Raw genomic sequence first — 26,597 nt, 5'->3', positions numbered from 1 at the left:
TCAAAAGTCATTGTGCCGCTTGGCGCGGTGGCAGTCACATAAGCCTTGGCCACGCAAACCACAACCCGCCAGCCTTCAGAGCGGACAGTTCGCTGGTGGGTGTTGTGGTTGTGCAACGAGGTCAGGCCGGCCGGACATGCCCGGGGACGAAAAAGATCAGGCGCACCACTGGGCGCGCCTGAAATCGTCAGGGAGTGACTCTGTTTCTTGCCGTCGGGATCAAAACCGATCAAAGATCCTTGGCGGCGGTTGTGCGGATCTTTTTCCAGTTTTCGTCGGCCTTGGCGATGGTCCCTGCCTCGTCCTTCTGGAATTCACGAAAGATCTCCTCGTTCAGGAAGAGATAGAGCTTGTCGTCGACGATGGCCGCAAACTGGGGATCGCCGTCGAACTTCTTGCCAACCGAAACGCCGAACGTGCAGAAGCCGCCGTTTTGCGGCAAGTACGCAGCCGGCTTTGCGGTGAACTTGTCCATGGTCTCCTTGGAGGAGAAATAATAGGCAACACCGTCGTGAACCGCCGTGTGACGGGCCGCGCCGTCAATCCGGTTGCCGAGATTGACGAAGGTGACGGGATCTACACCATGCATGCCAAGCGGGGCACCTGCAGCCGTAAGGCCGCTGGATGTGTTGTATTCGTCGGCCGAAAAGGCCGGGCTGGACAGGTTCGCAATGCTCAGAAGCGTTGCGGCGACAAGCGTCTTGGACAGGGACATATTGAATTCTCCTAATCTGGATCTGTAAGTCGTTCGGCCGGTCTTTGCACCAGCCATGTGTACTTTGCGTTCAGAAATTTGATTGATCCATGCTCAAAACCCCTCCAGAATTTGCTGATCGTCCGGCTTGTGCGCAAAAAGAAAACACCGGCGGGGAGCCGGTGCTTTTCAGGTTCAGATGCCGGGAAGGCGTTGATCGCAGGTGAGGTCATCACATTTTACGCGGCCTGCGGTTCGGCGGCTTCCGGCTTGTGAAGGGAGACGACGGTCAGAACGGCGAGGGCGTTGACGACGTAGTAGGCGAAGTCGATGCCCTTGAAGCCGAGGACGAACGGAGCGGCCAGGAAGACGACACCGACCGCAAAATCGACGATCAGGTGAAACGAATAGGGTACGACCCGGATCAGGCCGGTTTCGTGATCGGTCAACATGGTCAGGATCAATGCCGCGACGCCGGTGACAACCGACAGCCAGAAAGCGAGCGGGTTGGACTGGCCGAGATTGAGGACCACCGGCAAACCAATCAGGCCGAGCGCGACCGGATAGTCCAGATAGGCATGGATGTTTTTGGTGACAAAGCGAATGTTCATGTCAAGCTCCTGGATAAAGGCTGGTTGGAGGCGTGTGCCTCTCGTGGCTTAAGATGATCCGCACCATCCGATTGATCCATGCACGAAAGTCCCTGAAAATTGACTGATCGTCCGGGACACTTGCGGTAGATAGGTAAATCCCGCACAACAGGGGGAGACATTACCGAAGATGGAAACGCATGAGACATGACGCCCTTAGCCAGATCCTTGACGCGCTGAAGCTGCGTGGATCGATCTATTTTCACACCAACTTCTCACCGCCCTGGGCAGTGCAGGTACCGGCATTCGGCAATGTTGCCCGGTTCCACATGGCCATGCGTGGAGCCTGTTGGCTCAAGGTTGAGGGCTATGCTTCGCCCATCTATCTTGCGACCGGAGACCTGGTGGTCATTCCGCACGGTGCAGCCCATGTCCTGTGCGACGAGCTTGGCCGGGAACCCACTTCCGTCGACCGGGTGCTTGAGGAGACCGGCTATGCGGGGGAAGGTGCGCTGTATTTCGGTGGCCCGGAAGAAGAGCAGAGCTGCAAGCTTTTTTGCGGGCACTTCGAGTTCGAGGACGGCTCGGTTCATCCGATTCTGGAAGCGCTGCCGCAGGTCATTCATGTTCCCAATACGCAGACGATGAACGCCTTCTGGCTGGAAACGGTGATGCGCTTCGTTGCAAGCGAGGTTCGCGCGACCATGCCCGGCTCCGACGCCATCGTCCACAGGCTGACGGAGATCATCTTCATCCAGGTTGTGCGTACATTTGTCGACCAGCAGGGTGACAGGGCAGGGTGCCTCGCCGCAGTGCTCAACCCGAAGCTGGGGCGGTCGATGTCCCAGATCCACCTGGCTCCCGAACAGCCCTGGACCGTGGAAACGCTGGCGCGTGAGGCGGGTATGTCACGCACCGTGTTTGCCGAGCGCTTTACCGATCTCGTCGGCATGACGCCGCTTGCCTATGTCACGCATTGGCGCATGGAAAAGGCCCGCCGGGACATCCACGACACCGACCTGCCGCTGATCGATATCGCGGAGAATATCGGCTACGCCTCGGAAGCTGCCTTCAACCGCGCCTTCAAGCGCCAGTTCAACCAGACACCGGGCCAGATGCGGCGCATGGGGGCGGACGTGGCTGCGGAGCGAATATGATGGTTTCGTGCTGATGGCCGCCAACCCATGTCCGGCAGTCGACAAACGGCTGTAGTCTTCCCGATATTGAGCTCATCCTTCGAGACAGTGCTGTCACCAATCCCCGGGGACGCGCAGAAACACCGTTGTTCACCTTGTCCTTCAGGGGTGACCCCGGACGCGGCGGAGCGAAGATCCGGGACGACGCGAGTTGTGACTGTCCACGATGTGCAGGATTTTCAAACTTCATCCTACAAGACAAAGGGGCGGAAAATTCCGCCCCTCGAGATCGCAATCATGTTTTGTTGCTTAGCCGATAATGCCGTTCAGCGTTGCGCTCGGGCGCATCACTGCGTCGACCTTCGCCTGCGGCGCGTGGTAGTAGCCGCCGGTGTCTGCCGAAGAGCCCTGGACGCTGTTGAGTTCGCCGACGATCTTGTCTTCGTTGGAGGATAGCGCCTCGGCAATCGGTGTGAAGTGAGCCTTCAGCTCCGCGTCCTTGTCCTGGGCGGCAAGCGCCTTTGCCCAATAGAGCGCGATGTAGAAATGGCTGCCCCGGTTGTCGAGGCCGCCGACGCGGCGCGCGGGCGACTTGCCGTTGTCGAGCAGGCCTTCAATCGCCGTATCGAGAGCATCTGCCAGGACCTGTGCCTTGGCGTTGTCCTTGGCATTGGCGAGATGTTCGAGCGACGCGCCAAGGGCACAGAATTCACCGAGTGAATCCCAGCGGAGGTAATTTTCCTCCTGAAGCTGCTGGACGTGCTTGGGTGCGGAGCCACCGGCACCGGTCTCGAACAGGCCACCACCGTTCATCAGCGGGACGATCGACAACATCTTCGCCGACGTGCCGACTTCCAGGATCGGATAAAGGTCGGTCAGGTAATCGCGCAGGACATTGCCGGTAATTGCAATCGTGTCCTCGCCGCGGGCAATGCGTTCGGTGGTGTATTTTGCCGCTTCCGTCGGAGCCATGATTTTCAGGTCCAGACCGGACGTGTCGTGCTCCGGCAGGTAGGTGTTGACCTTCTTGATCAGCTCCGCGTCATGGGCGCGGTTCTCGTTGAGCCAGAAGATGCCCGGCATGCCGGAAAGACGCGAGCGGGAGACGCCGAGCTTGACCCAGTCACGGATCGGCGCATCCTTTGTGCGGCACGCGCGCCAGACATCACCTTCCTCGACTTCGTGTGAAATCAGCGTGTTGCCGGCTTCATCAACAATGCGGATGGTCCCGTCGGCAGGCGCCTTGAAGGTCTGCGGGTGAGAACCGTATTCCTCGGCCTTCTGGGCCATCAGGCCGACATTCGGCACTGTCCCCATCTTGGATGGATCCAGCGCACCGTTTTCACGGCAGAAATCGATGACGGCGGAATAGACGCCGGCGTAAGAGCTGTCCGGAATGACGCATTTGGCGTCTTGTTCCTTGCCGTCCGGGCCCCAGCCCTTGCCACCGGCGCGGATCAGCGCCGGCATGGAAGCGTCGATGATGACGTCAGAAGACACATGCAGGTTGGTGATGCCCTTGTCGGAGTTCACCATGTAGAGGTCCGGGCCATTGTCGAGTGCTGCCTTGATATCGGCTTCAACCTCGGCGCGCTTGTCCGCCGGCAGTGTCGCGACCTTGGCTTCCAGGTCGCCGACACCGAGATCCGGGTTGACACCGAGTTCGGCAAAGGTGGCGGCGTGCTTTTCAAAGACGTCCTTCAGGAAGGCCTTGACGCAATGGCCAAAGAGGATCGGGTCGGAGACCTTCATCATGGTGGCCTTGAGGTGCAGCGAGAACAGGACACCCTGGTCCCGGGCGTCCTGGATTTCCTTTTCAAGAAACGCTTTCAGCGCCTTGACGCTCATGTAGGTCGCGTCGATGACGTCGCCTTCTTCCAGCGGCCAGTCTGTTTTCAGTACCGTCAGGTCGCCACCTTTTGCGTCGAATTCGATCTTGGCGGCACCGGTGGAAACGGCCGGGACCGTGACCGACTTTTCATTCGAGCGGAAGTCATTTTCGCCCATCGTGGCGACATGTGTTTTTGAAGATGTCGCCCATGCCCCCATGCGGTGGGGGTTCTTCTTGGCATATTCCTTGACTGCCTTGGGTGCGCGGCGGTCGGAATTGCCTTCGCGCAGAACCGGGTTTACGGCGGAGCCCTTGATGGCGTCGTATTTCGACTTGATCGTCTTTTCTTCCTCGTTCGCCGGGTCAGACGGATAATCGGGCAGCTTATAGCCTTGCGACTGGAGTTCGGCGATCGCCGCATTCAGCTGAGGCTGGGAAGCGGAGATGTTCGGCAGCTTGATGACGTTGGCGTCCGGCTGCTTCACCATCTGGCCAAGTTCCGCAAGAGCATCGGACTGTTTCTGAGTGTCGGTCAGATACTCGGGGAAATTCGCCAGGATGCGGCCTGCGAGAGAAATGTCCCGGGTGCCGATGGTGAGCCCCGCCGCCTTGGTGAAGGTGCGGATGATGGGCAGGAACGAGGCGCTTGCCAGTTCGGGCGCTTCGTCGACCTTTGTGTAGATGATATCGGCCATGGTGCTCACATTTCCCAGTGTTCGAAGTGGGGTCGGCGAGGACTTTTCGGCGTCCCCGGACGGAATTTCGACCAGCGTATACAATTGTACGCAATCAAAAGCCAGCCCTTCTAAAGACAAAGGCCGTTGATCGGGCACGTTCTAGCAAACGGGCGGGAAATGTCTATCGACAACGTTCAGAGCGGATGGCTGCATGTTGTCTGGCGGGTGGCGCCAAGCGGATGAATATTGATCAAGAAGAAAACCTAACTTTTCGCGATCAAAGGCCAACCCGTCGAGCGGATAAGAACCACGGGCACCAGGCCCTTGATTGAACCACGTTTTGAACAGTATCCGGTAGCGCGGAAGAAGATAAATCCTATCGGTTACTTCGATAAAAAGGGCACCAAAAAATCCAAACTCATCAACACGTATTTCAGTTATTTCGCGCCAGGGAACTGCTTTCTCGAATACACGCTTATCGAAAAAACCGTCCGGCCCGATCATGATGACTGGTCTGTCCGCATTCCACAGTTGCGTAATACTGAAATAAGCAATCGCACCAAAAAAGAGAGTTCCAAACGCCGTAGACAGTCCTCCTTTGGTTAGAAATTCTCCTGTTGCAATTGAGTGATAACAAGCAAACGCACACAGTATTGATAAAGGCAACGATATTACAAAGCCAAGTAAGAGATATCTGACTGAACGTCTGATCTTGATGGTCTCGCTGGGATCAATTTGCAGTTTCGGAGTTCATGTTGGGGCGATTGTGGTCGATGTGCCATATAAGCTCCAAGTTTTAATTGTGCGTTACGGTCTCGTGGAACGAATCCAAAATGGTTTTGCCGTCAATTTGCTTAGATAGTCTTCCCACAGCATTTACAGAATGAAAGCGCCAAACTCCGGACGCGATTTTTCAATGCCAACTTCATGGTTTGGCGTCTACTGGATCCCTGCCTGCGCAGGGATGACAAATTGGAGAGTATTGTTCTCTGGAATGGGAGCAAATGGTCTTTTCGATTGTTGTCATCCCGGCCAAGCGTAGCGCGAGCCGGGAACCAGTAATCAGTAACCCGCAGAGTTTTGGTTCGAAGCGATTTGTGTTCACTCGATGCCTGCTTTCGCAGGGATGATAAATCTGGGTATTCTGAGACATCCCATCGAAGAGGCGAGGCGGGCTTGCATGTCGATCAGCAGTACTACGTTTACATTCTGGCGAGCGGCCTTGGCGGAACGCTTTATGTTGGTGTTGCCAATGCCTTGTTAAAGCGCCTTTACGAGCATCGTGAAGGAAGAGGCAGCGCGTTTACCGCGAAATACGGTGTCCATAGGCTCGTTTATTTCGAAATCCATGAGGAGATCGAGCAGGCGATCAAGCGTGAAAAGCAGATCAAGCGCTGGAAACGGGCTTGGAAGATAAGCCTGATCGAAGAACGCAATCCCAACTGGGATGATCTTTCATTAGGGCTTTCGTGAAAGTCCTTGTCATACCGGGAACAGTGTTTTTTAGACGCGGTCCTTTATCGGGCCAAATCCTTGATGAGCCTTGAGGTTGGTGTCTACTGGATCCCTGCCTGCGCAGGGATGACAAGATTGGGTCCTGGGGCATTCCTGAACTCAAGGGAACGGCTCCTTCCCGGGTTGTCATCCGGGCCAGGCGCAGTGCGAACCAGTAAATCGACGGGATTTGGTTCGAAACGAAGGGTCCATGTCTTCTGGATTCCTGCTTTTGCAGGGGTGACAAGATTGGGTCTTGGGGCATTCCTGAACTCAAGGAAACGGCTTTTTCCCCGGTCGTCCTGGCCAATCACAACGCAAGCCGGGAACCAGTGACCCGTGAGGTTTCGGTCTGAAAAGGAGGTTCTGCGTCTACTGGACCCCTGCCTTCGCAGGGGTGACAAGACAGGATCTTGTTTTTTTGCTGGAGTATTTCGACCTCGCGATTGTTGTCATCCCGGCCAAGCGCAGCGCGAGCCGGGAACCAGTATTCCGTGGGGTTTCGGATTGAAACGGTGGATCCGTATTTAGTTGACCCTAGCCTTCGCGGCGAAGACAAGCTTGGTGAAGGTTATTTTATCAAACTGAAGACAAAATTGCCGACCCTTTTCCCTTCGGGCACAGCAGTGCAGTGATGCTTGGTCCGGGAAATACCGGTGTCGGCGGCCAGAGGCGGGTGCTGCGCGTTTCGGTTTTCGGCCTTGGCATCGCTGCGCCGGGATGACTAAATGAGTTTCGCGGAGGTTGCGTCACCTGGAGCGGTCGGTGCCAAACACACAAAAACTCGAAGATCTGTTCTTGTGGATGCTCGATGGTGCGCGACCGAGTGCGGATGCGCGGGAGATCGTCTCCGGGATCTGTGAAGGGTTGCTGGCGGCCGGTGTACCCGTCGAGCGGTTTGCGCTTTTTATCTATACGCTCCATCCCAACCTTCAGGGACGCCGGTTCCGATGGCTGAAAGGCGAGGGGGTTGACCAGTCCGATGCGGACCTCAAGGCCTTTGACGGGGCCGAATACCACGACAACCCGCTACCGACAGTTCTGCGAACGGGAAAGCCCTTGCGGCGAAAACTCTGCGATCCGGGCAGTCCGGATGATTTTCTCATTCTGAAGCAGTTCCGCGAGGAAGGCGTTACCGACTATGTCGTTCAGCCGCTCTTCTTCACGACCGGTGAAACGCATCTGGTCAGCTGGGCGACGAAGGCCGATGGCGGCTTTGACGAAGAGATGATAGCGGCGCTCGAAAAGGTCCGCCTGCCACTCGCCCGTCTGGCCGAAACCTACATGCTGCGTCTCAACGCCGCCAACCTCCTGTCCGCCTATGTGGGCCGGGACAGCGGCAACAGGATCCTGTCGGGCCGCGTGCATCGCGGCGACATAGAGGAGATTTCCGCCTGCGTCGTCTTTGCCGACCTGGTCTCGTTCACGCGTTTCTCCAACGATGCGTCTGCCGAAGAGGTCCTTGCACGTCTCAATCTCTTCTACGACTGTCTTGTACCGCCGATTGTCGAAGGTGGTGGCGAGATCCTGAAATTCATGGGCGACGGCCTGCTCGCGATTTTTCCGATTTCCGATGAGGTTGACGAGAGAACGGCTTGCGAACGTGCCCTGGAGGCGCTCAGCGTTGCCTCTGGCGGTGCGTGGACGCCGGTCTTTTCCGAGACCGTTCCTCCTTTCCGGGCTGCCGTCCATATCGGACCGCTGCAATACGGCAATATCGGAGCGTCCGACCGGCTGGATTTCACGGCCATAGGGCCGACGGTGAACCTTGCCGCGCGCTTGCTCGCCTCTGCGGTCCTTGTCGATGGTCAAACAGTTGTCTCTGAGCGGGTTGCGGATCTGGCCGGACTATCAAAGGCCGGAGTGCCGTCCTTCGAACTAAAGGGTTTCGACAGGACGCAGGTGATCGTGCCGGTCCGGGAGATGCCGAAATCATGAAAGCCGAGCCCGGCAAGACGTATGGGTGTCTTGCCGGACGGTCAAAAGGTTCGGAAAGCGGCCGGTTCTAGCGCCCGCTGACGGCGTCGCTCAGGGCTGGGAAACGGACAATCCGGTAGGTCCCGAGCGAGGCGTCCTCGCCGCCGTTCAATACCGGCGAGCGGTGCAGTTCGTTGATGGTCGCATAGACATAGCCGTCCGCACCGATCGAGAACCCGTCCGGCCAGGGCAGGTCTTCGTCGGACTGGAACAGTACCTCGTAGCTGCCATCCGGCTTGGTCACGCCGATAGCGTTGTCGGTCATAGCCGTGATGTAAACATTGCCTCCGGTGTCGACCGTGGAGCCATCGGAGATCGGCTTGTCACCATAACGTTCGACGCGCGTGGCAAGTTCCTCATCGTCCAACTCTTCATTGAGAAGATCGGATGTCCTGACCCGGTACATCGCACTTGCGGTCATCGGCGCGAAATAGACCCAGGTATTGGTCGGGTCGACCGTGATCGGATTTACGCCGATCTTTGCCGGACTGCCGCCGAGCAGGATTTCACGTCCGTCGATCACCATGGGTGTGTCTTCAGGCGTCGTGAATTCGGAGCCCTCCAGAACACGACGGGCGCGGCCCGTTTCAAGGTCGACGACGATGAGCGCGGAATTCACGCCGTCTCCGGTGTCGGAAATGTAGATCGCCTCATGATCCCGGTCGACGGCCAGATCGTTCAGGAAGGAGGTCGGCCGGGAAACCGGTGCACCGATATAGTGGATTGCATGCAGCTGTTCAGTCTTCGTGTTCCAGCCGACGATGCGGCCCGTCTGGTTCTCGCCCTGACCGTCGAGCATCCATAAAATGCCGTCACGGTCCGCACGCAGGCCGAGAACCCCGTTGAGGCCATTGCCGTCTTCCTTTGGCGCATGTGCCCAGCTTTCATTTGGATAGGGCCGGGTCGACCCATCCTTCAGGACTTCGACGACGCGCAGTTCTGGGCCATAGAATTCATGGACGGACATGAACATGCGTCCGTCCGGAGCAATCGCCAGGTTTCCCGGCGGCATTGACTTGTCAAAGCGGAGATAGGTTTCCAGTCCGTCTGCGGTTGCTGGAAAAGCGAGCGCGGTGCTGATGCCGACTGCAGCCAAAAAGCGTTTCATGGGGTCCTCCGGATGTTGATCAGGAGGGTTTAGTTGTTCTAGATTTCGAACAGAACTCCCTGAAATTCGAAAGCAGCGTTAGAAAAATTCGAATGTACAGTATTCCGGATCTGCAGACCTTTGTCTCTGTTGCCAAAACCGGTGGCATCACGTCCGCCGCAAGACATCTCGGTATCTCGACAGCAACGACCAGTCACCGGATCGCAAAGCTGGAACGGGTTCTGAAAGTGACCCTCTTTCACCGCAACAGCCGCACGTTTCGCCTGACGGACGAGGGACAGGTATTCCTGGAGCGCGTGGATACCGTATTGGAGGACCTGCAACAGGCGGAACTCGATGTCGGCAGTGGAACTGCATCCTTACGCGGCCATCTGCGTGTGACGATGTCGCCCTGGATCCTGTCGCGCTTCATCATGCCGGAGATGCGCGAATTTCGTGAGCACCATCCTGATCTCACAATCGAGTTCCTGGCGGTCGATCGTTTTGTGCCGCTGGTTGAGGAGGGTCAGGATTGCGCAATCAGGGTTGGCCAGCTGGATGACAGTTCCCTGGTTGCCCAGAAGCTCAGCGACAACGAGCGGATCATCTGCGCATCCCCGGATCTTTTGTCGAGTTCGGGAGACCCGAAATCCGTGGAGGACCTCAAAGATGCACCCTGGGTCTGCCTTCCCTGGCAGACACGTTTCGATGTCAACGACGCAAGAGGCCGAAAGCGTTCCTTTTCGGTTGGCCGGAGTGTTGCCGTTTCCAATTCAGACATGCTGACAGCCGGTGCGGTCGAAGGACTCGGTCTTGCGATCAAATCCCGCATGGCCGTCAAGGACGAACTCGACAAGGGTATCCTGGTCGAAATTCTGCCCGGATGCCTTCATTCTCCCGAAGCACCTGTCTGGTTTGTCTTTGCGCCGGAAAGCCGGACGGGGCGCAAGACGAAAGCGTTTCGGGATGTGGCAAGGCGTTCATTCCGGCGTTGAAATCGAACGCGGCCAGCTTTTCATTTTCAGGAAGACGGGCTAAACCCCGGCATTATGAGCAAAAACGCAAAAATCAGGGACGAGGCCAGGACGGTGACTGCCCGGCCGCCTGCAGTGATCCTGTGCGAGCCGCAGCTGGGTGAAAACATCGGAACCGCAGCGCGGGCAATGGCAAATTTCGGTCTGGTCGACCTTCGGATTGTCAACCCGCGCGACGGCTGGCCGAGTGAAAAGGCGCGTGCTGCGGCAAGCCGGGCAGACCATGTGATCGACAAGGTGCAGGTGTTTGACAGCGTTGAGGCGGCGATCGCGGACCTGCAGTTCGTCTTTGCAACGACCGCGCGGTCTCGCGAAGTGCCGAAACCCGTTCGCGGCCCTGACGAATCTGCAAGGAAATCGGTTGAGTTCGGAGAAAAGGGTCACGCTACAGGCTATCTCTTCGGACGCGAGCGTTGGGGTCTCAACAATGAGGAAGTTGCGCTGGCCGACGAGATTGTCACACTGCCCGTTGACCCCGATTTCGCGTCTCTGAACATTGCCCAGGCTGTGCTGGTGTGCGCCTACGAATGGCGCAAGACGGCAACGTCCGGTGCGTTGCCTTTCATCCTGTCGGAGGATGAACATCCGCCGGCGAAAAAAGACGATCTCCTGAGGTTTTTCGAACATCTGGAAGGTGCGCTCGACGAAGCGACATTTTTTCGTCCACCGGAGCGGCGCCCGCATATGGTTCGCACGCTTCGAAACATTTTCCAGAAGGCGGAGCTGACGGAACAGGAGGTCCGGGCGTTGCGAGGTGTTGTCGCGTCCCTGGAAAAACGGCAAACCCGGGTGCGCAAGGAGCGCAGCACTGACGGCGGCGAAGAGTAGGAGAAGGCATTTGGGCTCGAACGGTCCGGTTCTGATTTTCGATTCCGGCCTTGGCGGGCTCACGGTGCTGCGCGAAGCACGCTACCTGCTTCCCTACGAAACCCTGCTTTATGTCGCCGATGACGCGGCTTTTCCGATCGGCCGCTGGCCGGAAGCGGACCTCAGGGACCGCATGCTGTCGCTTTTCGGTGAGCTTATCGCCATCCACCGGCCCAAGGCGATCGTCATTGCCTGCAATACGGCCTTTACGCTGGCAGGTGATGCGCTTCGCAAAGCCTACCCGGATGTGCCCTTTGTCGGCACAGTGCCTGCGATCAAGCCGGCGGCAGAACGAACGTCTTCAGGTCTCATTTCGGTGCTGGCAACACCTGGAACCGTGCGCAGGACGTATACCAGGAGCCTGATCGACAGCTTTGCCAAGCAATGCCACGTGCGTCTTGTCGGTTCGGATAACCTTGCGGAACTTTCTGAACGCCATTTGCGCGGCGAGACTGTTTGCAACGAGGAGCTGCTCACCGAGATTTCGGGTTGTTTCCTGGAACGCGACGGGCGGCGGACCGACATTGTCGTGCTGGCCTGCACGCATTATCCGTTTCTGGCAAACCGTTTCCGCAGGATCGCGCCCTGGCCGGTCGACTGGCTTGATCCCGCAGAAGCAATCGCGCGTCAGCTTGTTCGTGTGCTTGGAGCAAAGGCTGCAAGCAGCCCGTCGAGTGATCCGGATCGCGCTCTGTTCACATCAAATCCCGATGATCCGGGGCTTTCGCGGTTGCTGGCAGGTTTCGGCCTGATGCTCAGCGCGGCAAACGGAGCTTAGGCGGCCAGTTTTTTGACGACTATTCCGTCGTCGGCCCGCTTTGCTTCCAGTTTCAATTCGCTGATCTCGTCGTTCAGCGTGTCGGGGTGAATGACCATGCCTCTTGGCAGGCTCAGGATCGAAATAGAGCATTGCAACAGTGGAAACTGGCGGGTCGTTCCGAAGCGGTCCTGCGCCTCGATGTAACCCAGTTCCCTGTGCCCCGTTTCGTAAAAGCTCTCCACATCGACACGAAAGGCACGTTTGAGGGCGAGCATGCGGGTGGCCACATCCGTCTGGTCGGTGTTTTGAAATCCGGCGAAGAAATCGTCGCCACCGATATGCCCGTGAAATGTTCCGGACCCGGAGACATGGCGCTGCAGCAATTCACTGAACAGGATAATCGCCCGGTCCCCCTGGCGATAGCCGTAGGTATCGTTGAACGGCTTGAAGTTGTCGAAGTCCAGGTAACACAGATGACGGTCGTGTGTGCCTTTCCGGGCGGTTTCCGAAATATAACGCGAGATTGCGCCGTTGCCCGGCATACGGGTCAGCGGGTTCTGGTCCTGGGCTTCCTGAAGGCGTTTTTCGTGAATGATCTTCAGCAGAGACGTGGCTGAAAGGAAACCGGCGTAGCGGAAATTCTCCGTGATGATGATGCCATCGGAGTTGATCGAGGAGGCAAAGGTTACCAGTAGCATGTCGGCGTTGGAATCTATGTCGGCGATCGGGCAGGCGCGTACGAATGAGCGCAGGGGGAAATCGAGTGCGATCCGCGTATCGGTGTCGTCATCCTTGCCACCGGCATAAAGATACGCCTTCAGATCGCGTTCGTGGATCAGGCCGCGCGGTTCCTGGTTTTCGTCCAGGACGGGAATGACGTTTCCTTCCTGGTTGTGAACGACCATGTCGAGCAGTTCGGTCATGGTTGCGCCGAACCCGATGGTGGGGAGCTGCAGCAATTCGTTCCGAATCCTGTCCTGTTCCGCGCGCCGTTTGTGTCCGGCGCCCGGCTCCCGGACATGATCGTAGAACAGCTTTGCCGACGCCGCCTTGTGAAAGGGCCGGGCAACGAAGGAGCCCTGGACCAGGTCACAGCCAATATTCCTGCAGGCCTTGAATTCCCGCTCGGTCTCCACCCCTGAAGCAATCACGCGTGCACCAAGAACATGCGCAAGATTGGCAACGGTTGTGACGAACAGGTTCCGGCGCGGATCGCTGTCGACGCCGTTCAGGAAAAACCGGCCGATCTTGACGTAGTCCGGAGAGACGTCGTGCAACAGGCGCAGCTCCGACGATCCTCGTCCGAAATTGTCCAATGCGACGAGAAAACCCATCTGGCGCAGATCGCTGATGGCGTGCTGCGTTGCGTCGGCGATGGAGTGCTGATGGCGTTCGGAAAATTCGATGCAGACCTGGTTGTTCTGCAAACCGGCCGCTGCAACGAGCTCTGTCAGGTGCATGCGTGGATCCGCCTGCAGTCCGAGATCGCGTCCGTCAATTCTGAAAAAAAGCTTGGTGCCCTGTGCCGTGCGGAGCTTCCCGAAACGGCTCAGAGCCTTTGCGAACAGACTTGCTTCGAGATCGGGAAGGAATCCTTCCTCATATGCATCATCAAGCAGTTCATCAATCGTGGGTGCGTCTTCACAGTCGCCATTATCAAGCTGTGCTTCATAACCATAGACGACGCCTGTACCAATGTCGGTAATCGGCTGAAGCGCATAATCCAGACCTTCAAGAATGGCGTCGCGAGACCGCGGAAACGGTTTCACACTGTCCTTGCCAGTCTCTGGTTCTGAATTGCGTTGTGATGACATGCTTGATCCTTAGTCCAAGTCGGGCTTCCATTTTGATGCTGAATGGATGGGAATAATGCTCACTATGGCCACTGGTATTATTATCCATAGTTGTGGCGCGGATTGCATAGTGAAAAGCTGCAATTAACATTCTCTAAATGTATGCATTGTTTTTCCGCAAATGTGAATTTTTGAAGCAATTCGTGTAGTGAGTCCGCCAAATCTCGTGCAAATTTGGCGAATTTCAGCCAATTCTTACGTGTTTTCACTTAGGCTACGGGGCTGGTGCCGAGCAAAACGCAGCAGCCCGAATCGCAACTGCCACACACGCGGAGTTGCCGGAAACCCGTTTCTGATAAGATCCGTCACGAGTTGTCCGGCACCTGGTTGTGTCGTCCGGTTGCCTGAAATGGCTGGTTTCTATTGCTGACGCCGGCGCAAAAGGAGATGCCGGCGTTGACATTCTGAAGTGCACGCTGTATCTCCGCGCGATCCGGCAGGCTCAGGCCTTCCGGGTCTACGCACCCGTGGGTATTCAGCCGGCGCCGTCTAGCTGGGTCCCTGTCGATCCGAGCAGGAGCTTAATCACTTCTGCAACGATAAAGGAGGGCGCGTTTCCTTTTAGAACAACAACGCGAATTCAAAGGAAACCGCGATGTCAAAGCGCCACAGCGTTAAGTACAAAATCGACCGCCGGATGGGCGAAAATATCTGGGGTCGTCCGAAGAGCCCGGCCAACAAGCGTGAATACGGCCCGGGCCAGCATGGCCAGCGCCGCAAGGGTAAACTGTCCGACTTCGGTGTTCAGCTCCGCGCCAAGCAGAAGCTGAAGGGTTATTACGGCAACATCTCCGAAAAGCAGTTCCGCAAGGTTTATTCCGAAGCATCGCGCCTGAAAGGTGATACTTCCGAAAACCTGATCGGCCTGCTGGAGCGTCGCCTCGACGCGGTTATCTACCGTGCCAAGTTCGTTCCGACCGTGTTTGCGGCCCGTCAGTTCATCAACCACGGCCACATCAAGGTCAACGGCAAGCGCGTGAACATCCCGAGCTACCAGTTGCGCCCGGGCGATGTCATCGAAGTTCGCGAAAAGTCCAAGCAGCTCGGACTGGTGCTGGAAGCTATCCAGTCAGCAGAACGTGACGTGCCGGACTATGTCGACGCCGATCATTCCAAAATGTCCGCGACCTACAACCGTATCCCGGGTTTTTCCGATGTGCCCTATCCGGTACAGATGGAACCGAACCTGGTTGTCGAGTTCTATTCGCGCTAATCAGCGTCGAATATTGTTCAAGGAAGGCCCGCCATTCGGCGGGCCTTTTCTTTGGTGATTGACGAGCATCCTTTCTCCTTCATCGCCGTTCCAGGCAAACGATCGTGTCTGTTACTGTGCCCTTCTGACCTTCAGGGCCTGTTGCGATGCGGTCTTCATTGCCGACGAAAATCTCCTTCCAACCGGACATATTCAGGCCAAGTGTCTTCAGGCACTGGTGCGGGTTGGGGAAGGGCGCGGTTGATTTGTCCCATGACCATGATGGTCGCGAGCCGTGAGTGGCAGCGATGAAAAGACCGCCGGAATTCAAGCAAAGTGCCGCGTGTTTCAGAACCCGTTCTCGTGGAAAGTCGAATGGCGCCTGCAGAAACATTGCCGAAACGAGATCATACCTGTTTTCCGGGAAAGAAACTGCAAGATCATGACGCTGTAGTTCGATCCGGTCACCAACCTGCTGAGAATTCGCGTTCGTCCGTGCGTAAGACAATACGGTTTCCGAAATATCAACCGCAATGACCTTCCAGCCACGTTTTGCCAGCCATACAGCGTCGTCTCCCCTGGCGCAGCCGAGATCGAGGGCGGTACCCGGGTGTCGATCCACGGCAAATCTGGCCAGCGCCGCAGACGGATTTCCCTTCGTATCGGCGGATGACCTCTTGTAGAGGTCTTCCCAGAAGTCCTGGGGGGTTTGATGGTTTTGCGGCTTCATCATGTATTGTCTTCCTTAATGCAGAGACAGGTGGCGGCAAGCAACAGGTAGATGCCGATCGGGAACAGGAGGGCGTTTTGTGCGGCGTGGACATAGTCTGCCGGATCCTGGGCCTGCTCGAGACCCGCAAAGAAGATCTGCCCGACGGCGCCGATGCCGATTGCGATGCCCACTTGCTGAAACGCCTGCAAAACACCGGATCCTGCGCCTGCATCAGATGGGGAGACACGGGACAGTGTACTTTGGAACATCGCGGCAATGGCCGTGCCCGTTCCCAGTCCGACGGTCAACATGGGCAATAAAAGATCAACGGCTGTGATCGACATCGAATTGGTGCCCAGAACGGTTCTTGCCATCATCATGCCTGCGAGCAACACGAAGGTGCCGAAGGCGATGCGGGCCCCAAGCCATCTTTGACCTAACCGGCTGGTGAGTGTGGAGGCGACCATAACGCCAACCGGGTGGGGTGCCGTCGCCAGTCCGGATTGGAGTGCCGAAAGTCCGACCCCGGACTGCAGAAATATCGCAAGCATGAAGTGAACTCCGGCTATGCCGGAGAAAAAGATGGTGACAATGACAAGACTGCGCACAAAAAACCGGTCCTTCATGAGGTTTGCCGGCAATATTTGCGGAAGCCCACAGCGGGTACGATGCAATTGCAGTTGGATGAAAATCAGTGCAAGAACGACCGACAAGCCTAGAAGGGCGAAACACCATCAGGGCCATCCAAATTGCCGCCCCTCGGTCAGGGGAAATGTGAGGGCAGCGACGGCAAGTGCGAACAGGAGTGATCCGCTCCAGTCCGGTTTGATGTAGCCGCAAGGTTCGATGTCAGGGACGAAACGCAACGCACCCGCGAGACACACGAGCCCCAAGGGAACGTTCATCAGAAAGATCGGTCGCCACTCCAATCCGGCTACATTGGCCGAGATCATTGTGCCGCCAATCAGGGGACCCGCAACCGCGCCGAGGGCACTGACCGTACCGTACAACCCGATGAGTTTTGCCTTTTCTTGTGGCGCAAACATTACGTGCACAATTGCGAGAACTTGCGGGACCATCATCGAGGCGGTCAGGCCCTGGAGGGCCCGGGCGGCAATTAGCAATTCGATATCAGGTGCAAGGCCGCAGGCAAGCGAACTTACCAAAAACCCTGCAACGCCGAAGTTGAAAATTCGCTTGCGGCCAAAGGAATCTCCGAACCGGCCGAAGGGTAACAGGCCTGATGCAAACATAAGTATGTAGGCGATCAATACCCATTCCAGTTGAGACGTTGTGGCATCAAACTCGTTTCGGATTGAGGGCAGGGCGAGGTTTACAATAGTTACGTCCAGTATGTTCATGAAAGCTCCCAGAAACAGGGAAGCGACCGCGAGCCGAGGCTGCGCGCCATGTCCGGGATTTGCGAGAACAAGTGACATCGGGAACTCCAAAAACGGGAATGGGAGTCATTTCATGTAACTTGGTAAGTTTCATGAAATGAAATGTCAATATCTTGTAACTTTGTTTGTTGCAAATTGTAGTGTCGTGTATGCTGATCAAAAGGAGAAACCGTTGCCGACCGACAGCCGCCTGCCAAGAGTGCTTCATGTCCTTCTGCACCTTGACCAGACCGAAGACCCAGTGACCTCCGATCAGATCGGACAGATGCTCATGACCAATCCAGCACTGGTCCGGCGGGTCATGGGAGGGCTCAGAAAGGCCGGTCTCGTTTCATCAAGCAAGGGACATGGTGGCGGCTGGTATCTGGTCAGGTCGCTCACGGAGATATCCCTGGCGGATGTTTACGCAGCTCTCGGTTCACCGCAGCTTTTCGCGGTCGGGCCGTCGTCCGACAATCCGTCATGTCTGCTGGAACGGGCGGCCAACAAGGCAACCGGCAATGCGCTCGAGGCAGCAAAGCTGGTCTTCAATACCGAGCTTGAGAAGATGACGGTTGCCGAGCTCGTCCGACCGCATGCGCAGACCATTAAGGCTCATCAGCGGCAGCGAAATCCTTCAACAGAGTGAGATCAAGAGTACTCAGGCACGTGCGCATTTCCGCATTGCAAAGGATCTGCAGCCGGAATGAAAAGTTGCAAAAAAGATAGTTACACGTATTTTTGTAAGCGAATGCTGCGCCATTTCAGGTCAGACGACTATCCGACTTTCTTGCACCTGGTCATTTTTTGCAACTAGCGAACTGTTTTTCTCTCTCCACCCGGTTCATCAATCAGGACAGAAGAGGCGCCGCGTTCTCCGGCTTTCTTTTGCTGAATTTCGCCAGTGAACAGGTGCTGGAATTCAAGAACCGTATAGGGGCGTTGCCAGAGCCATTCGCGGTTTTCGACAGCATTGACGTCTGTGTCCGGTGGTGTGTCTTCGGTATAGGCAAGGAAATAGAGGCAAAATCCAAGATCGGCCAGGTCCTGCCGGGACAGATACCTCATGCCGAGAGTGTCGTGGCAGTTCATGAGCTCCGTCTCGATGTCATCAGTCCGCAGAGTGATCAGTCCAATGCGGGCCCCTCCGCCGAGGGGAAGTTCCACATTGCCTTGTTTCGTCTTTGGTTTTCCGTGAAAGGTGTGCTGGATCAGCTCGATGACATGACCCTCAGGATCGGCGAGATGGCTCATATAGGCGATGTCGCGAAACTGCGCTGGTTCAGTGACGTCGATACCGGCGCTGCGCAGCTGGGCAAATGCAACGTCAAGGTCCGGCAGCGTGATGGCAATCTTCCAATAGCGGTCGTTCCGGTCCGGTTGATAGGGAGTGGACTGGTCGCGGCGCACCAATTCCAGTCGAGCGTCTTCGCCTGCGTATCCAAGTGAGACAGCTCCTCCGGCATTCGCGAGCAAGTTCATGCCGAGGACATCACAATAGAACCGGGAAAGACCTGATGGGTCGGAAACATTGAGGGACAGGGCAGATATCCGGGGCAGGGGCATAGGATCATGTTTTCCTGGAATATGATGACGCGGTGTCTCAGTCAGAGTTACAATCGCCACACACAGACGCTTTGCTCTGATAGCCGACAATGTTTCCACGGCTATCAAGTGAAAAGTCGCAGCAATTCTGAAACAATGCCAAAAGCTTGGCACGGCTGCTTTGAACGCGGGACTTGAGAGTGGAATAGCTGATCCCGAGCCGTTCGGCGGTGTCCTTCTGGGAAACGCCTTCCAGTTCGATCTTGCGCAGCAGCTGTCCCGCCTCTTTGGGCAGCGCGTCGATGAAGGGCGCCACACAATCTTCAAGAATGTGCCGTTCGTCATCCTCCATGGCTTCGTACCAGAGGTCTACAGTCGGCAATGATCGATCGTTCTTCTTCATGCGATAAAAATCGATGATGGCGTTGTTGGCGATCTGGAACAGCCAGGATTTCAGGCTGCTTCCGTCCTTGAGTGTGCCCAGGCTGCCGTGGGTCTTGAGAAGGATCTCCTGGAGCACTTCTTCCGCATCAGAGGGATTTGAAATCCTAGAGTGAAGAAATGCGGAAATTACTGAACGATAATCGGTCCACACGGCATTGAAATCCGGGGAGGATTCCGGGTCAGCGCGGTCCGTGACTGCCGTCATGATCATCTCCGAAGTCAAATTTTAATTTTGTTTTCCAATGTGTTGTAAGTTTTTTGCCTGGCAGCTTCGTCTTTTTCCCACTCTCAACGTCTAACAGGTCGAACACCTCAAGAAAAGGATCGACACCATGATCAAGATTGTCAGTTTCAAAATCTGTCCCTTTGTGCAGCGGGTCACTGCCATGCTCGAAGCGAAAGAAATGCCTTACGAGATTGAATATATAGATCTCAAAAACAAACCGGACTGGTTCCTGGAAATTTCGCCGGTCGGGCAGGTCCCGCTCCTGATTACGGAGGAGGGGATACCCCTTTTTGAATCCGATGCAATCGTAGAATATATCGACGAAATCTCCGAAGCGCTGCAGGATGGCCTTTCCCCGGAAACGCGGGCGATCCACCGGGCGTGGAGTTATCAGGCTTCCAAGCACTATCTGGTCCAGTGCAGCACAATGCAGAGCGCCGACCGGAATGTGTTGAATGACCGGATTTCGAAACTCGACAAATCATTCGATCGTGCGGAAAAGCGGTTAAGCGACGGCCCTTATTTCGCCGGCGACACTGTGGGAAATGCCGATCTGGCCTGGCTGCCGTTGCTGCACCGTTCGGCAATCGTGGAAAAGGCCAGCGGTTACGACATGCTGGAAGGTTTTCCGAAGGTCAAGGCCTGGCAAACAGCGCTGCTGAAGACTGGCATCGCAGAAAAGTCCGTTCCTGAGGATTTCGTCGAAAGGTTTTCCGATTTCTACCTCTCGGAGCGAACCTGGCTCGGACGGGGAGCGAATGAAGACGAGGAAGATGCAGACGCTTCAAATTCGAAGAGCGGTGGCTGCTGCGGCTGACGCGGACGGACGAAGCCCGACCGATAGAGATCGGTCGGGTTGCTGTCGCAACAGCAGGTCAGATGTCGTTTCGCGGGATGCGAAGCAGTTGGCCGGGGAAGATCACGTTCGGATCACTCAGGATATGCCGGTTGGCCTCGAAAATCGGCTGATAGTCTGAGTTGCCGTATTGTTGTTGCGCAATCTGGCTCAAAGTATCGCCGGACTTGACCGTGTAGGGCTGCCAGCCACCGTAACCTGACAGGATCCGGGGACCAAAGAGAACCGGGATCACGACGGATGGACCGTTCTCGTTGCCTGAATCGTCTGCCAGTGTCAGGAATAGCCGATTCAGCTGGAATGTGTTGGTTTCCGGAATATCTATTGAGGCCTGAAATTGCTTCAATCCAAGGGATCCGACATTTGTAAAGGAAGCGTATTCATCGTGACCTTCAGAAACGCGAATGCTCAATGTTCCTTCGAATGCTGCAGCGTTTCCGGCCATCATGATTGTCGACCCGACCAGATCGAAAGGCTGGGGCTGCTGTATGTCCAGTGTAACCGTCATTGCGAACGTCCTCTTGTGCGCGACCGACCTCGGATATGAGTTCGAGGTGGACTATCTAAAGACCGCATTGTCCTGACTGGATAAAAAATGTTGCAACTTATTATGCAATCTGTCGTTGTTTAATTCGAATTTGAATTTCTATTACACCATCTAGTTATTCCTATTATTGACGTTTTGGCTATCGTTTTATAAAGTTTAGATGATTAAACTAATATTCCTCTGCGTCATCTTCCGGTTGTTGTTTAGGTTGAATTTGATTTTTTTGCCATTTTTCTGCCTTGTTGATCGAACTTCCGCCACAAAGTTGACGCCGACTTGAGCGCTTGTCGTTCGTTGATTTCAGAAAGTTTCTTCATTGACTGAAGTCGTTGTCCTCATGTCTGCCCTGCTTTTTTCCGACTTGCAAAAAAGCGATCCGTCAGAAAGCACGGGCTCGGTGCTGGCAGCAAAAAGCCGGGATTTTAACGCGCGTTCCAATATTGATCTGGCAACGCCCAATTCCGATGCGAGCGGCAGTTTTTTTGTGACGTTCATTTTAGACGAGCGGGCCGGTGAATTTGCTGAGAGTGTTAAGTCAATCGATGGAGTTTTATCCGTTGATGTGAAGCCGGAACTCGGGCTTCCATAATATTACCGGTCGGCGCGTCTCCTATTCAGGAGGAAAGCCAATGGCCCGGAAGACCAGGAAAGTAACTGCACCACAATCACGTCAGCCGGAACTCATCGCTGTCGCGAAATCCGATGTGGGTTTGCGCATGGCAGGCGTTGCGATGCGCTCGCTTGCCGGGGCAAAAACCACAAAGGCTGAAAAAGCCCTGAAGAAGCACAATTGCATCGCTACACCTCTGTTCGGCCCTTCGGAAGAAAGGGTGGAAGCAGCAGTAGCCGCTCAGGCTCCCTTTGCGATGGCTCCTCTGGAAAACCTCTCCGGTTTTTACAAGCTGTCGGCGCCGGACGCAGATATTGAAGATCTTCAAAAGGAGCTTCTGGACAACGATCTTTTTGACGGTGTGTTCGTGAAACCCCCGGTCGAGTTGCCGGAAGAGGCTGTCGATGTTGCCTCGCTGAATGAGATGGTGGCGGTGCCGGATGTTCCACCACCTGCAACACCGGACTTCGTCGCAAGGCAGATCTATCTGGATCCCGCACCTGCGGGTATCGATGCGCGCTGGGCCTGGAATCAGGCTGGCGGACGTGGAACCGGCATTCACATTACGGATATCGAAGGCGCCTGGCGCTTCAGCCATGAGGACCTGATCGAACGGCAGGGCGGGGTTGTTGGCGGTGTGGAATTCAACGACGTTGGCTGGCGTAACCACGGGACGGCAGTTCTGGGCGAATACGGAGGTGACGTCAATCCCTTCGGCGTGACAGGCATTTCACCGGAGGCGATCTGTACGGCGGTGTCGCACAGAACACTGGGATCGGCGGGTGCGATCAATCATGCTGCTGCCCGGTTGAACGCCGGGGATATCCTGCTTCTGGAAATGCACAGGCCGGGACCACGGCACAATTTCCGGCTGAGGCCTGATCAGCGAGGTTACATCGCGGTCGAGTGGTGGCCGGATGATTTCGCTGCCATTTTGAATGCCTCCAGGCGTGGCATCATCATTGTGGAAGCGGCCGGGAACGGGGCCGAAGATCTTGACGACGCGCTTTATGAAACGCCCGGCTTCGGTTTTCCGGCAGCATGGACCAATCCTTTCCGGCGGGCCAATCGTGATTCGGGAGCGATTGTGGTAGGAGCCGGTGCACCTCCTCCCGGCACACACGGGCGCAACCACGGTCCTGACAGATCCAGGCTAGGCTTTTCCAACTACGGGTCGATCGTCGATGCCCAGGGGTGGGGGCGCGAAGTCACGACGTGCGGCTACGGCGACCTGCAGGGAGGTGGTGACGAGGACCTGTGGTACACGGACACCTTTTCAGGAACCTCGAGCGCATCACCGATCGTGACCGGCGCCCTTGCTTGTCTTCAAGGCATGGCGCGCGCCCGCAACCTGCCTGTCTTCACACCGGATGAGTTGCGCAACGCGCTCAGAACGACCGGTTCTCCTCAGCAGGATGCTCCGGGTCGTCCGGCAACACAGCGCATCGGGAATCGGCCGGACTTACCGGCTTTGTCAGGGGCATTGTTCGGAGTGGGCGGCAACAGGCGGTCTGTTGCCTTCCGGCGCGAAGTGGAACGGTGGCGGCCGCTCGAAGTCAGGGCACTCATTGATATCAGTCCTGAGCTGGTCGCCTCTCATTCGACATTTACCTTGCAGCAGGCCCTGGTATCGGCGCAGCCGGTAAGGTCCGATGCGGACGGGATCTTGTCGAAAATGGCGATCATGTTCCGCATCTCGTCGCTTGCCGGTCAGGCAATCGAGATTGCCGGCCCGGTTGGCGGCTCACGATATCGCTGGTGGGGCAGCATCGCGGCGGACGGACTTGGCCAGCTTTACGTCGATGAAGGCTATTCCTCAACCGGCAGCGACAATTTCGATCTGATTGCGGAAATCAGGGGAGTCGATACGCGGTTCGCATTTGACACGGTCGCACAACGATATCGCGCGGTCTGAGCAAAGGGAGCGGCGCGAGGTGACCTGTCAAGCCAGAAACTCGCGCCGCGCCTGTGCAAGATACGGTTCAAGCCGCAAGCCGCAATGCATTTTTTTTGCTCGCCCCCTCTCATTGGAACTTCGCTCTGGGCTGGTGAAAAAGGCTCGGAACTGATTGTGAATTGTCATCCCGGTTTGGCGGAGCCTGGACGGGATCGGCGAAACACAAGCGCTATAGATCAAGTGGAAACATCAGTGTTTGCTGGTTCCAGGATCTCCCAATGGTCGTCCGGGATGACCAACGGTGAACAATTGCTTCTTTTGCGACCCTGACGAGTGAAGATGTCACGAGTCTTGCTGGAGCAGCAAAGTTCAAGAAATTCAGCGTTTGCGATGTTCCTACCGATTTCCGGATTCTTGCGTGCGGAAAGGCAGTAAATTTGGTCGTGTAAAAGGGGAAGGCGTGGGGGTGTAGATTTCAGCAAATACCGGACGCCTGAAACTGTCAGGTCTTTTCAATTCCGGCCCGTTCAGCTGCAGGCAATCACCAGCACCTCTCGAACCCGGACCCGCCGAGTGAACGACATTGCCGACAGTACCGATAGGGATGTTCCGGCGCTCCCGCGCAATGTATTCTCCAGCGTCGAGTTCAGGAAACTGCTTGGTCGATTGTTGTGCCAGGCGCATGAGGCAATTGAAGATTTCGGCATGCTGCCGGAAAGTGCGACACACGAAATCAGGCACAAATAGCTGGTGTGTTTGTCGGGCGGCAAAGACAGCAACACGCTGCAGGCTGAGTTGACCGACGGGGATTGACGTGGCCCCTTGCCGATCAGCCGGAACCGCATCTGAAATCTGTATCCGGATCGCGATTTAAGGTTCGCGCTTGTCGAAAAAGCCACGGATCTTCGTGCTCAACGAAGTTCAGGGACAGGAAACTCCAGTGGTGATCCCAGCCCCTTCCATCAATGTGAAGCAACAGATAAGGGCGCTTGATCTGTTCGTGCCGATTTCCGAAAAGCAGATCATATTGCAATCAATAAAACGAGCGCACCTATGTAAGCTGGCAATATCATAAGGTGCATGGTTGGATGTGTGGTTGGTTTAATTGTGTCGCTGCGGGCAACTTCGTGTGATTTTGGTATTGCCCCGGTTTCCGCAGGTGGCCGTGCTAAACATCCGAATTTGTTTGATCGGTGGATGTACGGTGCGTTCCCGGTGCGGCGGCAGACCTTTTCAAACCCTTTAGGTTCCTTTAAACCCTCGCGTCGATGCGAAGACAATTTGAACTGGGTTAATTGTGTGAACGATATCGCCGACAGCACCGATACGGACGTACCGACTCTCCTGCGCAATGCGCCTTCCAGCGTCGAATTCAAGAAGCTGCGCAAGCGTCTTTTGCGGCAATCTCGCGAGGCGATTGGCGACTACGGCATGATGCCCGGTGATGCGTCGCCTGAAAGCAGGCCGAAATGGCTGGTCTGTCTGTCCGGAGGCAAGGACAGCTACACACTTCTGTCGGTCCTGATCGAGCTGAAATGGCGCGGGCTTCTGCCGGTTGAACTGATCGCCTGCAATCTGGACCAGGCACAACCGGGTTTTCCGACCGACATTCTGCCGAAATTCTTCGAAGACAACGGCATCGAGCACATCATTGTGCGCGAGGACACCTATTCCATCGTCACCGACAAGATCCCGGAGCACCGGACCTATTGTTCGCTATGTTCTCGGTTGCGCCGGGGAATTCTCTACCGGATTGCCCGGGAGCAGGGCTGCGAGGCGATCGTGCTCGGCCATCACCGGGAAGACATTCTGGAAACCTTCTTCATGAACCTCTTCCACGGCGGCCGTCTGGCGTCGATGCCGCCGAAGCTGATCAATGACGAAGGCGATCTTCTGGTGCTGCGTCCGCTGGCCTATTGCGCCGAGAGTGACATCGCCCGCTTTGCCAGTGGTATGCAGTTTCCGATCATTCCCTGCAATCTCTGCGGTTCCCAGGACGGGCTGCAGCGTGAGGAGGTCAAGCGCATGCTCCAGGGCTGGGAAAAGGCTTCGCCCGGACGTCTCGGCGTCATGGCGCGTGCTCTCGGCCATACGAGACCTTCTCATCTCATGGACAGGTCACTTTACGACTTCGCCAAGCTGCGGCCTTCGGAAAGCGCGGCAGAAGACCCTGGCGGGGAGGCAGAGGAGCCCTGCGGCGCTAGCCTTGCGATGACGGCGAAGCTGTTCGCGGCGGAATGAGACTGGTTCGCCTTCAAAACGCTATTCGGGGGTTGCAAACAGCTGTCTCAGCCACACCTCAACCGTCTGTGCCGCCGGTTTCTGAGGCCCCGAAGCTTCCCGGTGCAGAAGAAAGTGTGTCTGGGTGGATGGAATTTTCGTCTCAAACGGGATGGTCAGGCGTCCATTTGAGACCAGCCTCGAGGCAACACGCTCAAGCAGCAAGGCAACGCCACCTTGCGAGGATGCCCATTCCACTGCCGCGAGGGAAGTGTCAACAGTGATGCTGGTGGACAGGCGTGGTGTATCGAGACCGAGCGCTTCAAAATACCTTGCCCAATGGTCGTCAAAACCGAGCGTGTGAATACGGGCAACGTCAGTCAGGTCTTTCGGCTTCTTGAGTTTCTTCGCGAGAGCGGGATGGCACACCGGCACAATGAACTCCGATCCGAGAGATTCGGCGCGAGCGCCAGGCCAGTTGCCCGACCCAAGCCGGATTTCGATATCGATCCCTGTTTCCAAAACCGTGTCGGCCCAGATAGCGGAGAGCAGCCTGACATTGACCCCCGGATGCTCCCGCTGAAAATCGGCGAGGGCAGGACCAATGATCAACGTCCCTTCGGAGATCGGTGCGCGGATTGTGACCGATCCTGAGCTGCGGTTGCCGAACAGTCCCTCCGTCGAGACAGCCAGGTCCTGGAGCGCCTTTCTGACGGCGGGCAGATAGGCACGCCCGCTTGCTGTCAGATCCACCTTGCGCGTGGTTCGTTCAAAGAGCTGATGGCCAAGTTGTTGTTCGAGTGCGCTGATGTGATTGCTGACGGCTGCCTGGGTCAGTCCGAGCTCGTTGCCGGCAGCGGTGAAGCTGCCCAATCGGCTGGAGGCTTCGAAGCTTCTGAGCCAGAGCAGGTTGGGTAGAGCTTGCATTGCTCCAATTAATAAAAAAAACTACGTAATGTCCACTAATTA

The 26,597-nt window shown here is 56.3% G+C and carries 26 protein-coding genes; 13 read left to right on the top strand and 13 right to left on the bottom strand.

The features are described 5' to 3' along the window. Positions 1–229: 229 nt before the first annotated feature. Together LA5095_RS15645 and LA5095_RS15635 are read right to left on the bottom strand one after the other, a co-directional pair. On the bottom strand, positions 230–715 hold the full coding sequence (locus LA5095_RS15645; protein ID WP_055116433.1) for a YHS domain-containing (seleno)protein: 486 nt from the start codon (positions 713–715) through the stop codon (positions 230–232). A 218-nt stretch (positions 716–933) separates the two neighbouring features. Then, the gene (locus tag LA5095_RS15635) at positions 934–1,305 is read right to left on the bottom strand and encodes an SPW repeat domain-containing protein (protein ID WP_055116430.1); all 372 of its coding nucleotides are present in this window, start codon (positions 1,303–1,305) and stop codon (positions 934–936) included. Between the two features lie 179 nt (positions 1,306–1,484). On the opposite strand from LA5095_RS15635, the gene LA5095_RS15630 reads away from it, so the two are divergent. Further along, on the top strand, positions 1,485–2,441 hold the full coding sequence (locus LA5095_RS15630; protein WP_055116428.1) for an AraC family transcriptional regulator: 957 nt from the start codon (positions 1,485–1,487) through the stop codon (positions 2,439–2,441). A gap of 288 nt (positions 2,442–2,729) precedes the next feature. On the opposite strand, the gene LA5095_RS15625 is transcribed toward LA5095_RS15630, so the two are convergent. Together LA5095_RS15625 and LA5095_RS15620 are read right to left on the bottom strand one after the other, a co-directional pair. Beyond that, positions 2,730–4,946: an NADP-dependent isocitrate dehydrogenase gene (locus tag LA5095_RS15625; protein ID WP_055116951.1), complete on the bottom strand. Its 2,217-nt coding sequence runs from the start codon at positions 4,944–4,946 to the stop codon at positions 2,730–2,732. Positions 4,947–5,087: 141 nt separating this feature from the next. Next, positions 5,088–5,432 carry a hypothetical protein gene (locus LA5095_RS15620; RefSeq protein WP_055116427.1) on the bottom strand — a complete coding sequence of 115 codons (345 nt, stop codon included), beginning with the start codon at positions 5,430–5,432 and terminating at the stop codon, positions 5,088–5,090. A 672-nt stretch (positions 5,433–6,104) separates the two neighbouring features. Between LA5095_RS15620 and LA5095_RS15615 the strand changes: the two genes are divergently transcribed. Beyond that, complete coding sequence (locus LA5095_RS15615; protein WP_055116425.1) at positions 6,105–6,401, top strand: GIY-YIG nuclease family protein; 297 nt, start codon at positions 6,105–6,107, stop codon at positions 6,399–6,401. Between the two features lie 786 nt (positions 6,402–7,187). Beyond that, complete coding sequence (locus LA5095_RS15610; RefSeq protein WP_055116423.1) at positions 7,188–8,360, top strand: adenylate/guanylate cyclase domain-containing protein; 1,173 nt, start codon at positions 7,188–7,190, stop codon at positions 8,358–8,360. Positions 8,361–8,427: 67 nt separating this feature from the next. On the opposite strand, the gene LA5095_RS15605 is transcribed toward LA5095_RS15610, so the two are convergent. Further along, a complete protein-coding gene (locus tag LA5095_RS15605) occupies positions 8,428–9,507 on the bottom strand; it encodes an L-dopachrome tautomerase-related protein (protein WP_055116422.1) in 1,080 nt (359 codons plus the stop codon). A gap of 92 nt (positions 9,508–9,599) precedes the next feature. Here LA5095_RS15605 and LA5095_RS15600 point away from each other — a divergent pair, with 92 nt between their 5' ends. The 3 genes from LA5095_RS15600 to murI are packed head-to-tail and all read left to right on the top strand — an operon-like array spanning position 9,600 to position 12,165. Further along, a complete protein-coding gene (locus LA5095_RS15600; protein WP_055116420.1) occupies positions 9,600–10,481 on the top strand; it encodes a LysR family transcriptional regulator in 882 nt (293 codons plus the stop codon). A gap of 54 nt (positions 10,482–10,535) precedes the next feature. After that, positions 10,536–11,348 (top strand): RNA methyltransferase, encoded by an 813-nt coding sequence (locus LA5095_RS15595; RefSeq protein ID WP_055116419.1) that lies wholly within the window; start codon positions 10,536–10,538, stop codon positions 11,346–11,348. Positions 11,349–11,358: 10 nt separating this feature from the next. Further along, positions 11,359–12,165, top strand: a complete 807-nt coding sequence (murI, locus tag LA5095_RS15590) for a glutamate racemase (protein ID WP_055116417.1) — start codon at positions 11,359–11,361, stop codon at positions 12,163–12,165. On the opposite strand, the gene LA5095_RS15585 is transcribed toward murI, so the two are convergent. Next, positions 12,162–13,961, bottom strand: a complete 1,800-nt coding sequence (locus LA5095_RS15585) for a bifunctional diguanylate cyclase/phosphodiesterase (protein ID WP_055116415.1) — start codon at positions 13,959–13,961, stop codon at positions 12,162–12,164. The two genes, murI and LA5095_RS15585, sit on opposite strands and share 4 nt — an antisense overlap. 634 nt (positions 13,962–14,595) lie before the next feature. On the opposite strand from LA5095_RS15585, the gene rpsD reads away from it, so the two are divergent. Continuing rightward, complete coding sequence (gene rpsD, locus LA5095_RS15580; RefSeq protein ID WP_055116414.1) at positions 14,596–15,213, top strand: 30S ribosomal protein S4; 618 nt, start codon at positions 14,596–14,598, stop codon at positions 15,211–15,213. Positions 15,214–15,292: 79 nt separating this feature from the next. Here rpsD and LA5095_RS15575 read toward each other — a convergent pair whose 3' ends face one another. From LA5095_RS15575 to LA5095_RS33065, 3 genes are all read right to left on the bottom strand, one after another. Next, positions 15,293–15,925: a class I SAM-dependent methyltransferase gene (locus LA5095_RS15575; protein WP_082442428.1), complete on the bottom strand. Its 633-nt coding sequence runs from the start codon at positions 15,923–15,925 to the stop codon at positions 15,293–15,295. After that, positions 15,922–16,530, bottom strand: coding sequence for an MFS transporter (locus tag LA5095_RS33070; protein ID WP_208992711.1), 609 nt, complete (start codon positions 16,528–16,530; stop codon positions 15,922–15,924). The genes LA5095_RS15575 and LA5095_RS33070 overlap by 4 nt, the downstream gene beginning before the upstream one ends. Before the next feature lie 108 nt (positions 16,531–16,638). Beyond that, positions 16,639–17,343, bottom strand: a complete 705-nt coding sequence (locus LA5095_RS33065; RefSeq protein ID WP_208992710.1) for an MFS transporter — start codon at positions 17,341–17,343, stop codon at positions 16,639–16,641. A gap of 133 nt (positions 17,344–17,476) precedes the next feature. On the opposite strand from LA5095_RS33065, the gene LA5095_RS15565 reads away from it, so the two are divergent. Next, positions 17,477–17,932, top strand: a complete 456-nt coding sequence (locus LA5095_RS15565; RefSeq protein WP_055116948.1) for an RrF2 family transcriptional regulator — start codon at positions 17,477–17,479, stop codon at positions 17,930–17,932. 164 nt (positions 17,933–18,096) lie between these two features. Here the strand turns inward: LA5095_RS15565 and LA5095_RS15560 are convergent, their stop codons facing one another. Further along, on the bottom strand, positions 18,097–18,849 hold the full coding sequence (locus LA5095_RS15560; protein WP_082442427.1) for a VOC family protein: 753 nt from the start codon (positions 18,847–18,849) through the stop codon (positions 18,097–18,099). Positions 18,850–18,886: 37 nt separating this feature from the next. Next, positions 18,887–19,477, bottom strand: coding sequence for an RNA polymerase sigma factor SigZ (gene sigZ, locus LA5095_RS15555; protein ID WP_055116946.1), 591 nt, complete (start codon positions 19,475–19,477; stop codon positions 18,887–18,889). 127 nt (positions 19,478–19,604) lie between these two features. Here sigZ and LA5095_RS15550 point away from each other — a divergent pair, with 127 nt between their 5' ends. Further along, entirely contained in the window at positions 19,605–20,315 is a 711-nt protein-coding gene (locus LA5095_RS15550; RefSeq protein WP_055116412.1) for a glutathione S-transferase family protein, read from the top strand. A 58-nt stretch (positions 20,316–20,373) separates the two neighbouring features. Here LA5095_RS15550 and LA5095_RS33460 read toward each other — a convergent pair whose 3' ends face one another. Next, complete coding sequence (locus LA5095_RS33460; protein WP_055116410.1) at positions 20,374–20,862, bottom strand: LysM peptidoglycan-binding domain-containing protein; 489 nt, start codon at positions 20,860–20,862, stop codon at positions 20,374–20,376. A gap of 376 nt (positions 20,863–21,238) precedes the next feature. On the opposite strand from LA5095_RS33460, the gene LA5095_RS15540 reads away from it, so the two are divergent. The 4 genes from LA5095_RS15540 to ttcA all read left to right on the top strand — a co-directional run bounded on the left by LA5095_RS15540 (position 21,239) and on the right by ttcA (position 25,649). Continuing rightward, positions 21,239–21,490 carry a hypothetical protein gene (locus tag LA5095_RS15540; RefSeq protein WP_108873866.1) on the top strand — a complete coding sequence of 84 codons (252 nt, stop codon included), beginning with the start codon at positions 21,239–21,241 and terminating at the stop codon, positions 21,488–21,490. A gap of 40 nt (positions 21,491–21,530) precedes the next feature. After that, the gene (locus tag LA5095_RS15535; RefSeq protein WP_082442426.1) at positions 21,531–23,426 is read left to right on the top strand and encodes a S8 family peptidase; all 1,896 of its coding nucleotides are present in this window, start codon (positions 21,531–21,533) and stop codon (positions 23,424–23,426) included. A 555-nt stretch (positions 23,427–23,981) separates the two neighbouring features. Continuing rightward, on the top strand, positions 23,982–24,155 hold the full coding sequence (locus LA5095_RS32720) for a hypothetical protein (protein ID WP_158510385.1): 174 nt from the start codon (positions 23,982–23,984) through the stop codon (positions 24,153–24,155). A gap of 552 nt (positions 24,156–24,707) precedes the next feature. Next, complete coding sequence (ttcA, locus tag LA5095_RS15525) at positions 24,708–25,649, top strand: tRNA 2-thiocytidine(32) synthetase TtcA (RefSeq protein WP_144436007.1); 942 nt, start codon at positions 24,708–24,710, stop codon at positions 25,647–25,649. A 21-nt stretch (positions 25,650–25,670) separates the two neighbouring features. On the opposite strand, the gene LA5095_RS15520 is transcribed toward ttcA, so the two are convergent. Then, positions 25,671–26,555 (bottom strand): LysR substrate-binding domain-containing protein, encoded by an 885-nt coding sequence (locus LA5095_RS15520; RefSeq protein ID WP_055116405.1) that lies wholly within the window; start codon positions 26,553–26,555, stop codon positions 25,671–25,673. Positions 26,556–26,597 lie beyond the last annotated feature (42 nt).

This window comes from Roseibium album, from assembly GCF_001404515.1.
Lineage (GTDB): Bacteria > Pseudomonadota > Alphaproteobacteria > Rhizobiales > Stappiaceae > Roseibium > Roseibium album.
The sequence above is the reverse complement of the archived record's forward strand: the minus strand, read 5'-3'. Positions and strand labels throughout refer to the sequence as shown.